The 12,808-nt window shown below is 64.7% G+C and carries 11 protein-coding genes and 1 pseudogene; 3 read left to right on the top strand and 9 right to left on the bottom strand.

Annotated features, from left to right (window positions below):
- The first annotated feature begins 94 nt into the window (after positions 1-94).
- Positions 95-2,194 carry an NAD-dependent epimerase/dehydratase family protein gene (locus MB901379_RS12245; RefSeq protein ID WP_158016942.1) on the top strand — a complete coding sequence of 700 codons (2,100 nt, stop codon included), beginning with the start codon at positions 95-97 and terminating at the stop codon, positions 2,192-2,194.
- A 3-nt stretch (positions 2,195-2,197) separates the two neighbouring features.
- Here the strand turns inward: MB901379_RS12245 and MB901379_RS12250 are convergent, their stop codons facing one another.
- The 6 genes from MB901379_RS12250 to MB901379_RS12275 form a co-directional block, all read right to left on the bottom strand.
- Entirely contained in the window at positions 2,198-3,430 is a 1,233-nt protein-coding gene (locus tag MB901379_RS12250; RefSeq protein WP_158016943.1) for an NAD(P)/FAD-dependent oxidoreductase, read from the bottom strand.
- Between the two features lie 70 nt (positions 3,431-3,500).
- Complete coding sequence (locus tag MB901379_RS12255; protein ID WP_158016944.1) at positions 3,501-4,145, bottom strand: endonuclease; 645 nt, start codon at positions 4,143-4,145, stop codon at positions 3,501-3,503.
- Between the two features lie 43 nt (positions 4,146-4,188).
- Positions 4,189-4,521 (bottom strand): TfoX/Sxy family protein, encoded by a 333-nt coding sequence (locus tag MB901379_RS12260; RefSeq protein ID WP_158016945.1) that lies wholly within the window; start codon positions 4,519-4,521, stop codon positions 4,189-4,191.
- Positions 4,522-4,527: 6 nt separating this feature from the next.
- A complete protein-coding gene (locus MB901379_RS12265) occupies positions 4,528-4,917 on the bottom strand; it encodes a nitroreductase family deazaflavin-dependent oxidoreductase (protein ID WP_158016946.1) in 390 nt (129 codons plus the stop codon).
- A 146-nt stretch (positions 4,918-5,063) separates the two neighbouring features.
- Entirely contained in the window at positions 5,064-7,397 is a 2,334-nt protein-coding gene (gene lon, locus MB901379_RS12270) for an endopeptidase La (RefSeq protein WP_158019127.1), read from the bottom strand.
- 116 nt (positions 7,398-7,513) lie between these two features.
- A complete protein-coding gene (locus MB901379_RS12275) occupies positions 7,514-8,749 on the bottom strand; it encodes an alpha-hydroxy acid oxidase (protein ID WP_158016947.1) in 1,236 nt (411 codons plus the stop codon).
- A 60-nt stretch (positions 8,750-8,809) separates the two neighbouring features.
- Between MB901379_RS12275 and MB901379_RS12280 the strand changes: the two are divergent.
- A pseudogene (locus MB901379_RS12280) lies at positions 8,810-9,247 on the top strand (DUF1810 domain-containing protein).
- On the opposite strand, the gene MB901379_RS12285 reads toward MB901379_RS12280, so the two are convergent.
- Genes MB901379_RS12285 through MB901379_RS12295 form a run of 3 tightly spaced genes read right to left on the bottom strand, consistent with a single transcriptional unit; the run spans position 9,244 to position 11,719 of the window.
- Positions 9,244-10,551, bottom strand: a complete 1,308-nt coding sequence (locus MB901379_RS12285; protein WP_158016948.1) for an alpha-amylase family protein — start codon at positions 10,549-10,551, stop codon at positions 9,244-9,246. The pseudogene MB901379_RS12280 and the gene MB901379_RS12285 overlap by 4 nt on opposite strands.
- Before the next feature lie 10 nt (positions 10,552-10,561).
- On the bottom strand, positions 10,562-11,098 hold the full coding sequence (locus tag MB901379_RS12290) for an alkyl hydroperoxide reductase (RefSeq protein ID WP_158016949.1): 537 nt from the start codon (positions 11,096-11,098) through the stop codon (positions 10,562-10,564).
- A gap of 33 nt (positions 11,099-11,131) precedes the next feature.
- Positions 11,132-11,719 carry a peroxiredoxin gene (locus MB901379_RS12295; protein WP_158016950.1) on the bottom strand — a complete coding sequence of 196 codons (588 nt, stop codon included), beginning with the start codon at positions 11,717-11,719 and terminating at the stop codon, positions 11,132-11,134.
- 111 nt (positions 11,720-11,830) lie between these two features.
- Here MB901379_RS12295 and MB901379_RS12300 point away from each other — a divergent pair, with 111 nt between their 5' ends.
- Complete coding sequence (locus tag MB901379_RS12300; protein ID WP_174237014.1) at positions 11,831-12,766, top strand: hydrogen peroxide-inducible genes activator; 936 nt, start codon at positions 11,831-11,833, stop codon at positions 12,764-12,766.
- The last annotated feature ends 42 nt before the right edge of the window (positions 12,767-12,808 follow it).

Here is a 12,808-nt window from a genome sequence, read left to right on the forward strand (position 1 = left end):
ACCCCGCCCATCGGTCACGTTCAAGACTCAACGGTCGCGCAAGTAGGGCCGACATGCCTATTGTCAAGGAAACGGGTTGGGGGAGGTGGGCAGGGTGCAGGTCCTGGTTACCGACGCCGCTGGGGCCGTCGGGCGGCTGGTGACGCGCCAGTTGATCGCGGCCGGACACACGGTCAGCGGTATCGCTTCGCGCCCGCACGATTGCCTGGACCCCAACGTGGAATTTGTTTGCGCATCGTTGCGCAGCCCGGTGTTGGTCGAGTTAGCCAGCGAGGCCGACGCGGTAATTCATCTCGCGGCGGTCGACACCACCGCGCCCGGCGGCGCCGGCATCAGCGGCGTGGCGCATGTGAGCAACGCGGCCGCTCGCGCCGGTGCCCGGCTGCTGTTCGTCTCTCAGGCCGCCGGAGCGACCGAGCTCTATCAGCAAGCCGAGTCCCTGGTGTCCACCTCCTGGGCGCCGAGCTTGGTCATCCGCATTGCCCCGCCGGTCGGCCGCCAGCTCGACTGGATGGTGTGTCGGACGGTGGCCACCCTGATGCGCAGCAAGGTCTCGGCTCTCCCGATGCGGGTACTGCACCTTGACGACCTGGCGCGGTTTTTGGTCATGGCGCTGGGCACCGACCGCACCGGTGTCGTGGACCTGGCGACCCCGGACACCACCAACGTGATCACCGCGTGGCGGCTGCTCGGATCCGCTGACCCGAGGCTGCGGCCGCACCGGGTTCGAGGCTGGTCGCAACTGATCCCAAAAATGGACATTGCTGTCGCGCAGGAGGATTGGAACTTCCAGTACGGGTGGCAGGCGATGGACGCCATTATCGACACGGGGCGTGGACTTGTCGGCCGCAAGTTGGACCCAGCGGGTGCGACGCTGGGGCCGGGGCCGCTGGCGCTTCCCGTGGAGACTGTACCCCGGTTGACGTCCCCCGACAGTGCCACCTTGACCTCCGCGGCGCCCGACGGGCTGGAGGGTGAGTTCGACGACCGAATCGACCCACGGTTCCCCGTCTTCAGCGCAACCAGTCTGGCCGATGCGCTGCCGGGACCGCTGACCCCGATCACCCTCGACGTCCAACTGAGCGGATTGCGGGCCGCAGGTCGAGCCATGGGCCGGGTGCTGGCGCTCGGGGACGTGATTGCCGACGAATGGAGCAGCAGGGCTATCGCGGTCTTCGGCCATCGCCCCTACGTGGGGGTTTCTGCCAACATCGTGGCGGCCACCCAGTTGCCCGGCTGGGATGAGCAGGCCGTCGCCCAGCGGGCGCTGGGCGCGCACCCAGGGGTCACCGAAATGCTGCCGTTCGGGCGACCGCACCTGGCCGAGGGAGCGCTGGGTTCGGTCGCCAAGGTAGTCGTAACCGCGCGATCGCTGGCGTTGCTTCGACATCTGCGCGCCGACACGCATGCCTACGTGGCCGCCGCCAAGGACGAGCACCTTTCCGCCGGGCAGCTGGCATCGCTGCCCGACGCCAGCCTGGAAGTCCGGATTGGCTTGTTGCGGGATCGGATCCATCAGGGCTGGATCCTCACCGCGCTGTGGGTCATCGACACCGGGATCACCGCCGCAACATTGGAGCACACCCGCGCGGGTGCCAGCGTGTCCGGCATCGGCGTGATCATGGAGAGCAGTCGCATCGCTGCTCACGCCACCGCGCTGGCGGACCTCTTGCGGGCCGACGAACCCTTGTGCGCGCTGGCCCGCGAAGGCAACGTGGCCAGCATCCGGGCCCTGTCGCCAGCAGCCGCGGCGGCGCTCGACAACGCGATTGCCGAACTCGCTTACCGCGGCCGCGGAGAGGCAGAACTGGCCAACCCTACGTTTGGCGACGAGCCTGGGCTACTGCTGGAGTGGGCCGCCGACGCCGCTGCCGCACCCGCAGCGCCGACACCACCGGTGAAGTTGTCCCAGCGCCTCGCCGCCAACGCGCGCAATTCCCGAGAGCTGGCCCATGACACCACGCTTCGGTTCACCCATGAGCTTCGGATGACCCTGCGCGAGCTGGGATCTCGTCGGGTAGCCGCGGACCTGATCGACAGCGTGGACGATGTGTACTACCTGACGTGCGACGAGCTGACCACGATGCCGGCCGATACTCGGTTGCGGGTCAAACGCCGACGCACCGAGCGTGAACGACTCCAAGCACAGCACCCGCCGGACGTCATCGACCACACCTGGAATCCAAGCGACTAATCCTCAGCTCTTCACATCGGCCAACGGGCATTGTGGGTCGGCCAACCGATCACCATCCACGGACGCCCTGGATCTGATCAGCTCCTTGACGTCGTCGAGCACATCCCAGACGTTGACGTTCATGCCGGCCAGCACCCGGTGGTCAGCGTCCAACCAGAATGCAACGAATTCGCGGCCGGCGACATCGCCGCGGAAAACCACCCGGTCGAAGCTCGGCGCGTGTCCGGCATACTCCATCCCGAGATCGTACTGGTCGGTGAAGAAGTACGGGAGCTCAGCGTATTCGCTTGGCTTGTTTAGCATTCCGGCGACTGCCACGGCCGGTTGCTTGAGCGCGTTGGCCCAGTGCTCGGTGCGTATCCGGGTGCCGAACAGCGGGTGCTCGGCGGCGGCGATGTCACCGACCGCATAGATGTCTGGATCGCTGGTACGCAGCGACGCATCGACCAGCACACCACCGTCACCCATCGCCAACCCGGCCTGTTCGGCAAGTTCGACGTTGGGCTTGGCGCCGACAGCCACCAACACCGCGTCGGCGGCAACCACGGACCCGTCGCGCATCGCAAACCCGGTGGCCCGGCCGTTGTCGCTGGTGATCCGCTCTACCTGGGTGTCCAGCAGTAGCCGGACACCATGATCGCGGTGCAGGTCGGCAAAGATCTCGCCTACGGTTTCGCCGAGTGCGACCAGCAGCGGCTGCTTCGCCGCCTCCACCACGGTGACATCGATGTCGCGCTGCCGGGCGCTGGCGGCCACCTCCAGGCCGATCCATCCGGCGCCTATCACCGCGAGCGAAGTTCCCTCGGCCAGATCTGAGTTTAGCGCCGATGCGTCCTCGAAGGTGCGCAGGTAGTGAACGCCGTTCGCGTCGGCCCCGGGAATCGGCAGGCGCCGTGATGCCGATCCGGTCGCCAGCAGCAGCTTGTCGTAGTGCACGGTGGTGTCGTCGGGCAGGCCCACGGTGTGTGCTGAGGGGTTCAGCGACGAGACCCTGGTTCCGAGCCGCAGATCAACATTGTGGTCGCGGTACCAGGCCGAACCCTGCACGGTGAATTCGTCGAGCGACTTCTTGCCGGCCAGGAATTCCTTGGATAGCGGTGGCCGCTCGTAGGGAAGATGCTCTTCCTCGGAAAAGACAACAATGCGCCCGCCGAAGTCATTGTCACGCAATGCTTCTGCCGCTTTGGCCGCGGCTAGTCCGCCACCAACGATGATGAACGTGGTTGAGCTAGTCATGATCGCTGCTCCATTTCTTTCGGCCTATCTCAACTGTCCCCGCAGCGACAACGCATGACAAACGGCGTGCTCACCGGGCCACCTGAGCGCGCACGTCGTCGTCCAAAGAGGCCCGGACTAGCGCAGCGGCCAGCCGAGCATGGTCGCGTGGCGCGAGGGCACCGAGCGTGCCCGGTTTGGTGGGCAGTCCCAATTGTTTGGCCGCGGCGATGGCTCGATCATCGAAATACGGCCGCACCCAAGTCCAGACGTCTTGCACCTCACGCAGGAAAATGTCGGCGCCGGTGCCACCAATCCCGTTGAACTTTTTGAGCATTCGTGCGGCCGTCGCCACATCGTGTCCACTGCGCCGGGCGAGCTGTCGCAAATCTCCGGAGTATTCGTCGTGCACCCTCCGGGCCATATCGGTGAGCCGCGTGGCCGAACTCTCGTCGTAGCGTGCGTAGCTGGCGCGGCCAAAGGCGGCGATCATGGATTTTCTGTCGGCAACCAGCACACCACTTGGGGTCCGCAAACCCGCCTGGAATAGCTCGTGCGCGGCACCCATCGCGATCTGGGCGTCGATGGGCTTGCTGGCCAACATGCACAGCACGAGCAGCTGGAACAACGGCATCGGTTTGTCATCCAGCCGAATACCAGCGTCAGCTGAGTAAGTGGACCCGGCGACCTTGAGTAGTCGTCGAACCACCCGCTTGGGTGTATCCGATTTGCTCACGGAGCTTGGCGTACCCCCGATCCGCAGCAGCAAACCCGGTCGGTCATTTCGGCGGCAGGCCACCAACGTAGGTCACCCCGCGGGTGACCCAACTGCTCAGCCGGCGTTTGGTTTTCACGGCCTCGGCGGCGACGCGCACCCAGCCGCGCGCTTCCCGGCCCGCCATCACCATTGGGCTGACATGTGCAAGCGCGAGCAGTTTCTCGGTCTCTTCGGGCGGCACCCGGACCATTAGTCCGCCCTGCCCGCTGACCGCAACCGCCATATGCCCGCCGATCAGGAACGCCAGGCCACCGAACATGTGCATTTCGTCCACGCCGGGCAGCGGTGCCAGTAGCTCACGGATCCGCTCGGCGAAGTCGGTGTCATAGGCCACGACGGGTCAGGCCAGATCCACCCGAATGGTCAACAGCTCACTACCCACGGCCCGCACGACCGCGCTGTTGAGCCGCGGCAAGGTACCCAGTCGCTGCGTGGGATCGTCGTCGGGCAGCAGGTGGGCGGTCCCGTTGCGCCATTGGCCGTCGATGCGCACTCGAACGGCCGGATTGGCCTTGATATTGCGGACGTAGTCCGAGTGCTCGCCGTGCTCGGAGACCATCCAGAACTGGTTGTCCACCACCTTTCCGCCCACCGCCGTGCGACGCTGTTGCCCGCTTTTGCGGCCGGTGGTCTCCAGCATGGTCACCGGCAACTGCCGCCCGATCGGATTGACCACCAGCCGTTGGACCCGGTGGACCACGCGCCGTTTCAGATCTCGCAAATCGGTCATGGATCCGATTCTGCAGTATCGCGCACAGCCGCCCTAGCCAGGCAAGGCGAGACTTGTGTGGGCTTTCGCGCCACACACCGGACGTGGCCCGATAGCCGGGCAGTCTTACGCGCAAGCCCGGCGAGAGACGGGGCCAGCCCGGGAAGTCAGGCCGCGACCGTCGCGGTGTCGGCCGTTGCGGCTAGCGCCTGCATCACGATCTCGGCGACGTCGGTCATCGGTTTTACGGTGAGCATGTCAAGGACTTCGGCGGGCACGTCGTCCAGGTCCGGTTCGTTGCGTGCCGGGATGAAGACCGTCGACAATCCGGCGCGTTGGGCAGCCAACAGCTTTTGCTTGACCCCGCCAATCGGCAACACCCGGCCATTCAGCGTGACCTCACCGGTCATCCCGACGTCGGACCGGACTTGACGCCCGGTCGCCATCGAGACCAACGCGGTCACCATGGTGACGCCGGCGGACGGGCCGTCTTTAGGTACCGCCCCGGCGGGTACATGCACGTGAATCCGCCGGTCCAGCGTTGTGGGGTCCACGCCCAACTGCTCGGCGTGGGAACGCACGTAGGACAGCGCGATCTGTGCCGACTCCTTCATCACCTCACCCAACTGTCCGGTCAACTGCAGACCGGCCTCGCCGTCGGTGGCTCCCGCTTCGATATACAGCACATCGCCGCCCAGACCCGTTACGGCCAGGCCGGTGGCCACCCCCGGCACCGCGGTGCGTTCGGCCGACTCGGGCGTGAACCGCGGCTGGCCCAGGTAGCCGACCAGATCCGGCTCGTCGATGGTCTTCGGTTGCGGATCGTCGACCAGCCTGGTGGCGATCTTGCGCAGCGCCTTGGCCAGCAGCCGTTCGAACTGCCGCACGCCCGGTTCGCGGGTGTAATCGGCGGCGATCTTGCGCAAGGCCGCGTCGGTGAGGGTGACCTCCTCGACGGTGAGCGCGGCGCGCTCCCGCTGCCGGGGCAGTAGATAGTCGCGAGCGATGGCAACCTTGTCGTCCTCGGTGTACCCGTCGATCTGCACCAGTTCCATCCGGTCCAGCAGCGCCGACGGGATGCTCTCAATCACGTTGGCAGTGGCCAGGAACATCACGTCGGAAAGGTCCAGTTCCAAATCGAGGTAGTGGTCGCGGAACGTGTGGTTCTGCGCCGGGTCCAACACCTCGAGCAGTGCGGCACTCGGGTCGCCGCGATAATCGGAACCGACTTTGTCGATTTCATCGAGCAGCACAACAGGGTTCATTGATCCGGCCTCGCCGATGGCTCGCACGATGCGGCCAGGCAGGGCGCCCACGTAGGTGCGCCGATGGCCACGGATCTCGGCCTCGTCACGCACTCCGCCCAACGCGACGCGCACGAACCTGCGGCCCAACGCCCTGGCCACGCTCTCACCGAGCGATGTCTTGCCGACACCGGGCGGGCCTGCTAGCAGCATCACGGCGCCCGATCCTCGACCACCAACCACCTGCAAACCCCGCTGGGCGCGGCGGGTGCGTACCGCCAGGTACTCCACGATCCGGTCCTTGACGTCGTCGAGCCCATGGTGGTCGTCGTCCAGGATCTCGCGGGTCGCGGCCAAATCCGTGGAATCGTCGGTTCGGACGTTCCACGGCAGCTCGAGGACGGTGTCCAACCAGGTCCGAATCCAGCCGCTTTCCGGGCTTTGCTCACCGGCGCGCTCCAGCTTGCTGACCTCCCGCAGCGCGGCCGTGTGGACGTTGTCGGGTAGATCGGCGGCCGCTACGCGAGCCCGGTAATCCTCGGAAGCGCTTGCGCCGTCGTCCGTTTCGCCCAACTCTTTGCGGATCGCGGCTAGCTGTTGACGCAACAGGAACTCCTTTTGCGTCTTCTCCATGCCGGTTCGCACATCCTCGGCGATCTTGTCGTTGACCTCGACTTCGGCCAGATGATCGCTGGTCCAGTCGATTAGCAATCGCAGCCGCTCGGCGACGTCGGCGGTCTCCAGTAGTTGGCGCTTCTGCACATCGGTCAGATAGGACGCGTAGCCGGAGGTGTCAGCCAACGCGGACGGATCAATCAGGCCGTTGATGTAGTCGACGATCTGCCAGGCCTCACGCCGCTGCAGCATGGCCAGCAACAACTTTTTGTACTCGGCGGCCAGTGTCTTTACCTGGTCGCTGGCCGCCATCTGTGGGGGCTCGGCAACCGCGGTCACCTCCACCCATAACGCCGCACCGGGTCCACTGGTTCCGGCCCCGATCTGCGCCCTGCGTTCACCCCGCACGACGACGGCTGCTCCGCCGCCAGGGATCTGCCCAACCTGCAGGATCGTGGCCAACACCCCGTAGGTGGGGTAGCGGTCCTCGAGCCTGGGGGCAATCAGCAGCTCGCCCGATTCGCTGGCCCGGGCCGCGTCGGTCGCCGCCTGCGCCGTGTCGTCGAGCGCGATCGGGACCACCATCCCGGGCAGCACGATGGTCTCGGTGAACAACACCGGCACTGATATGGCTTGGGCCATCATTCCTCCAATAGCTAAGTCTATTGCGCTTAACTCAGCTCTCGGCCGGTTTGTTCCCGGGGTCAGGCAGGCGTGTTACCGCTCACGCTTCGACGAAGACGCCGGAGCCATGACGGTCAAGGCATCGGGCCGAGTCTTCGCAGTTGCGTCACGTGCTTGGGCGAGAGTTCTTCCAGGCAGCTCACGCCCAGCAGCCGCATGGTACGGGTCACTCCGGTTGCCAGGATTTCGATTGCCCGCCTGACTCCGGCCTCGCCGCCGGCCATCAGGCCGTACAGATAGGCCCGCCCGACCAACGTGCACCGCGCACCCAAAGCGACCGCGGCCACAATATCGGCGCCCGACATGATGCCGGTATCCAGCAGGATCTCGGTGTCGTTGCCGAGTTCGCGGGCGACGGACGGCAACAAGTGAAATGGCACCGGTGCGCGATCGAGTTGGCGGCCACCGTGATTGGACAACACAACACCGTCGACACCGCGCTCCACCACCGCCCGCGCGTCGTCGAACGTTTGAATTCCCTTGACCACCAGCTTGCCCGGCCATTGGGATTTGATCCAGACCAGATCATCAAAGGTGACGCTGGGATCGAACATGGTGTTCAGGTACTCGCCGACCGTACCCGACCAGCGATCCAACGACGCGAAAGCCAGCGGCTCGGTGGTCAACAGGTCGAACCACCAGTGCGGATGTGGCAGCGCATCGAGCACGGTTCGCAGCCTCAGCGCCGGCGGGATGGACATTCCATTGCGGACATCGCGCAGCCGTGCGCCGGCAACCGGAACGTCAACGGTGACGAGCATGGTGTCAAATCCCGCGTCGGCCGCTCGTTTGACCAACGCCATCGACCGGTCGCGGTCACGCCACATGTACAGCTGGAACCACTTGCGTCCCTGCGGAACCGCCGTTGTCAGCTCTTCGATGGCGCACGTCGCCAGGGTAGACAGGGAGAACGGGATGCCAGCGGCGGCGGCCGCGCGCGCGCCGGCGATCTCGCCTTCGGTCTGCATCAACCTGGTGAACCCGGTAGGCGCGATGCCAAACGGCATGGCGACCGGTTGGCCGAGAACATTCCAGCCGGTCGACACGTGCGTGACGTCACGCAGGATGGTCGGGTGGAATTCGATGTCCCGAAATGCCTGCCGGGCACGCTCGATCGACAGCTCGTCCTCGGCGGCGCCGTCGGTGTAGTCAAATGCCGCCTTTGGGGTGCGCCGCCTGGCGATGCGGCGCAAATCTTCGATGGTCAGCGCGGCATCCAGGCGGCGCTTGATCCGATCGAATTGGGGCCTCTTGAACTGGATTAGCGGTGCCAGCTCACGGATCCTCGGCACCCTTCGCTTGATCGCCATCACCGTGCGCTCCAACCCATACTCACCTGCGCCATTTAACCAGTGTGCAAACGTGGTCCCGTGGAATCGGTGGGCGACCCGTTTGACCTAACGCGTTTCGTGGATGCGCAGGCGCCGATGTACCGCGACGTTGTCGCTGAGCGGCGGGGTGGGCGAAAGGTCAGCCATTGGATGTGGATCATCTTTCCGCAACTGCGCGGCCTGGGTCGGAGCCCTATGGCGGTCCGATACGATATCGCATCGATCGAGGAGACCCGCGTCTAGCTGGACCATGACCTGCTCGGACCACGCCAACGGGAGTGCACTGCGCTGGTCAACCGCATGCAAGATCGCTCGATTGAGCAAATCTTCGGTTGGCCCGATGTTCTCAAGCTGCGCTTGTCAATGACGCTGTTTTCCTGCGCCACCGAGACCAACGAGGACTTCCACACGTCGTTGGCCCGCTACTACGGGGGGGGCAAACAGGATCCGGTGACGCTGGCACTCCTGAGCAGTTAGACGGCTTGCAGAATCCGCCAGCCGTGTCCCTCGACGACCAGCTCATCGACGACCTCCCGCGGTGGCGCCGACGATCCGGCCACCACTTCGGCTTTCGCGACACCCACCTCCGATAGCACCAGGTGCAGCGGCGCCCGGTCGACATTGAGCACCACCAGCAGCGCGTCATCACCGCAGCACGTCTGGTAGACGTAGTGCCGGTTCTCCAAGCGCAGCGCGGTCGTGGATGCCGCAACCAGCCAGGGATGACGCCGGCGCAGCCCAACCAAATACCGGTGCAAATCCCACACCCACGCCCCGGCCTCGTCCAACTGCGTTGGGGGAGTGCCGAACTCCGGACGCACCGCATCGTCTCCACCGAAACGTTCTTCCTTGATTCCGCACCAGCCGAACTCGTCGCCGGCGTACACACTGGGAATACCACCGACCGTCAGCAGGATCACCAGCGCGTGCGCCAGGTGATCGGGGTGCTGTAGGCGGCTGGCGATCCGGGTGACGTCGTGATTACCGATGAAGGTCAGCGGCGAAAAGCTGGCCAGAAACTCGTTGTGTCGCTGCAGCGCCCAGTCCAGCTCAAAAAAGTTGCCGTCGTTGAGGCTGCTCCAGATTGCCTTCCAGAGCTCGTATTGGGTGGCCGAGTCGAATTCAGCATCTCGAACTGTGGCCGCATAATCACCGTGAATGAGTTCACCGACGAACCAGGCATCCGGGTGCCGGCGTCTAACCCTGGGCAAGGTCGCAGCCCAGAATTGTTGCGGTACAGCATAAGCCGCATCCAGACGCCAACCGTCGGCACCGCGTTGCAGCCAGTGGGTCATCACATCGACGACGTAGTCGGCGACTTCGGCATTGGCGTGGTTGAGGGCGATCAGCTCCGCATGGCCTTCGAAAGTTCGGAAGTGACCCGGACGCCCACGAAACCAGCGAGCGCACGCATTGTCGTCAGCCGCCTGCCGGTAGCCGGGAAAGTCCACACCGACGTGATTGAACACGCCGTCGAGCAGCACGCGCATGCCCCGATGCTTTGCCTCGCCGATGAGGTAGTCGAAATCAGCGTCGTCACCCAGCCGAGGATCGATGCTGAAGTGGTCGGTGGTGTCGTAGCCGTGGGTGCGCGATTGAAAGATCGGGCCCAGGGCAATCCCCGAGGCGCCCAATTCGATGGCATGGTCGAACCAGCCGACGAGGCGTCGTAGCCGGTGCTCTCCCGGATCAGGTGGCTGATCTCCGGGAAAGGCACCGACGAAGCCCAGGGGATAGACCTGCCACCAGATCGCGTCCTGCACCCAACCGGGCTTGCTCACGACCCAAGTATCACCCGACGGGAGCCAGGGTCTGGGCGACCGTGATGGCCTGAGCCACGCCGGTAACGATTGCCGCAGCTTTTAGCGCCTCCAAGATCGCTTCCCGTTCAACGCCAGCCTCACGCAGCGTGTGCTCATGGGCGACGACGCAATGAGAGCACCCGTTGATCGACGACACCGCGAACGACCAAAGCTCGAAATTCGCTTTGTCCACACCCGGATTGCCAATGATGTTCATGCGTAGCCCGGCGCGCAGATCGTCGTACTGGCCTTGGAGGAACCCTCGGCCACGGTAGAACACGTTGTTCATGCCCATGATCGACGCGGCTCCCAGCGCCGCATGATAGGCCTCGGCAGACAGATTGTCCGCCGCCTCCGCGCCGATCTCGCCGAGGACTCGCTCATTGCGCGTCGCCGCGGCACTCGCCAGCAGGGTTCCCCACAGCTGCTCGTCGTTCAGCACCGCACTGCGAGTGATCGACCCCAGGTTGAGCTTGAGGTCCTTGGCGTACTCAGGCAACGCTGCCTTGAGATTCTCCACGCTCATGTGTTCTCCAATCCGCTCCCAGTCAGGACCCAATTAGGCCGAAGCTTTGAGCAGCTCACCGGCGTCCAGCGTCGGGTCGCCCTTGCGCCAGTTGCAGGCACACAGCTCGTCGGATTGCAGTGCGTCCAGAACCCGCAACACCTCTTCGACGTTGCGGCCAACGGAGCCGGCAGTCACCGAAACGAATTGGATCTCGTTGTTGGGGTCGATGAGGAAGGTCGCCCGGTCGGCAACGCCGTCTTCGTTGAGCACTCCGGTGGCTAGGCACAGTTCCCGCTTGATGTCGGACAGCATCGGGAACGGCAACTTTTTCAGGTCGTCATGCTGTGCGCGCCAATTGAAGTGCACGAACTCGCTGTCGATCGAGACACCCAAAACCTGAGCATCACGGTCCTCGAACTCGTCGTTGAGCTTGCCGAACGCGGCGATCTCGGTCGGGCACACAAAGGTGAAGTCCTTCGGCCAGAAAAACACCACCCGCCACTTGCCGGCGTGGTCTTCGTCGGTGACGGTGGTGAAGTAGTCGCCGGGCTGCTTGGCGTCAACCTTGGACAGGTCACCGGCAATCAGCGCGGTGAGCTGGTAGGTGGGGAACTGGTCGCCGATGGTCAACAAGGGCATGTCACTCCTTTGTCCGGAATTATCTGGAATTACTCAAGATTAGTGTTCGGTCCCATGTTGCCGCGGATTCGCTCTGCAGTAAAGGTGATATATCCCACTAGACTAATCGGAATGACCGATAAGATTTATCAGCCCACCCTCGCTGGACTCCGAGCGTTCGTCGCAGTCGGTGAGAAGCACCATTTCGGTGCTGCAGCAACCGCTCTCGGCGTGAGCCAGTCGACGTTGTCGCAAGCCTTGTCCGGGCTGGAGTCCGGCCTTGAGGTCCATCTCGTCGAGCGATCGACGCGCCGGGTCTTCTTGACGGCTGAAGGCGCGCAACTGCTGCCCCTGGCGCAGACCGCGATCGAAGCGGTGGAGGCGTTCACCACCGCGGCCGCTGGGGGTTCCGATCCGCTGCACGGCACTATCCGACTGGGCATGATCCCGACCGTCGCCCCCTATGTGCTTCCGCCGGTATTGGCGGGCCTGACCCGCCGACTGCCCTCCCTTACCGTCCAGGTCATCGAAGACCAGACCGAGCGCCTACTGGCGGTCTTGCGGGACGGCTCGTTGGATGCGGCGTTGATCGCCTTGCCCGCTGATTGCGGCGGCATCACCGAAATACCCATCTATGACGAAGATTTCGTTCTGGCCCTACCCCCCGGACACCCGCTGTGGGGAAAGCGTCGGGTATCTGCCGCGGCACTGTCGGAGCTGCCGTTGCTGCTGCTGGATGAAGGCCATTGCCTGCGCGATCAAGCCCTGGAGGTCTGCCACACGGCCGGTGTCCAGGCCGAATTGGCGGACACCCGGGCGGCTTCATTGGCTACCGCCGTCCAATGCGTCGCTGGCGGATTGGGCGCGACGCTGATCCCGGAAAGCGCAGTACCCGTCGAGGCCACCCGCAGTGGCATCGGACTTGCCTACTTTGCCCCTCCGCGCCCTGGACGAAGGATCGGCCTGGTGTTTCGCTCATCAAGTGGCCGTGACGAAGCGTATCGGGGCCTCGCCGGAATCATCGGCGAATTGATCGGCAGCCAACAACCGGTACGGCTGGTCAACTAGGGCTGCGCTGCACGCCGGGGCGGCCGGCGACGAAGGTAAGTT

Origin of the sequence: Mycobacterium basiliense (assembly GCF_900292015.1) — a bacterium.
GTDB classification, from domain to species: domain Bacteria; phylum Actinomycetota; class Actinomycetes; order Mycobacteriales; family Mycobacteriaceae; genus Mycobacterium; species Mycobacterium basiliense.

Excerpts from the sequence above, each read along its gene's own strand:
- MB901379_RS12250 (WP_158016943.1), bottom strand. The coding sequence starts at position 3,430 with ATGACTAGCTCAACCACGTTCATCATCGTTGGTGGCGGACTAGCCGCG.
- MB901379_RS12265 (WP_158016946.1), bottom strand. The coding sequence starts at position 4,917 with ATGACCGATTTGCGAGATCTGAAACGGCGCGTGGTCCACCGGGTCCAA.
- lon (WP_158019127.1), bottom strand. The coding sequence starts at position 7,397 with ATGGCCCAAGCCATATCAGTGCCGGTGTTGTTCACCGAGACCATCGTG.
- MB901379_RS12275 (WP_158016947.1), bottom strand. The coding sequence starts at position 8,749 with ATGGCGATCAAGCGAAGGGTGCCGAGGATCCGTGAGCTGGCACCGCTA.
- MB901379_RS12290 (WP_158016949.1), bottom strand. The coding sequence starts at position 11,098 with ATGAGCGTGGAGAATCTCAAGGCAGCGTTGCCTGAGTACGCCAAGGAC.
- MB901379_RS12295 (WP_158016950.1), bottom strand. The coding sequence starts at position 11,719 with ATGCCCTTGTTGACCATCGGCGACCAGTTCCCCACCTACCAGCTCACC.
- MB901379_RS12300 (WP_174237014.1), top strand. The coding sequence starts at position 11,831 with ATGACCGATAAGATTTATCAGCCCACCCTCGCTGGACTCCGAGCGTTC.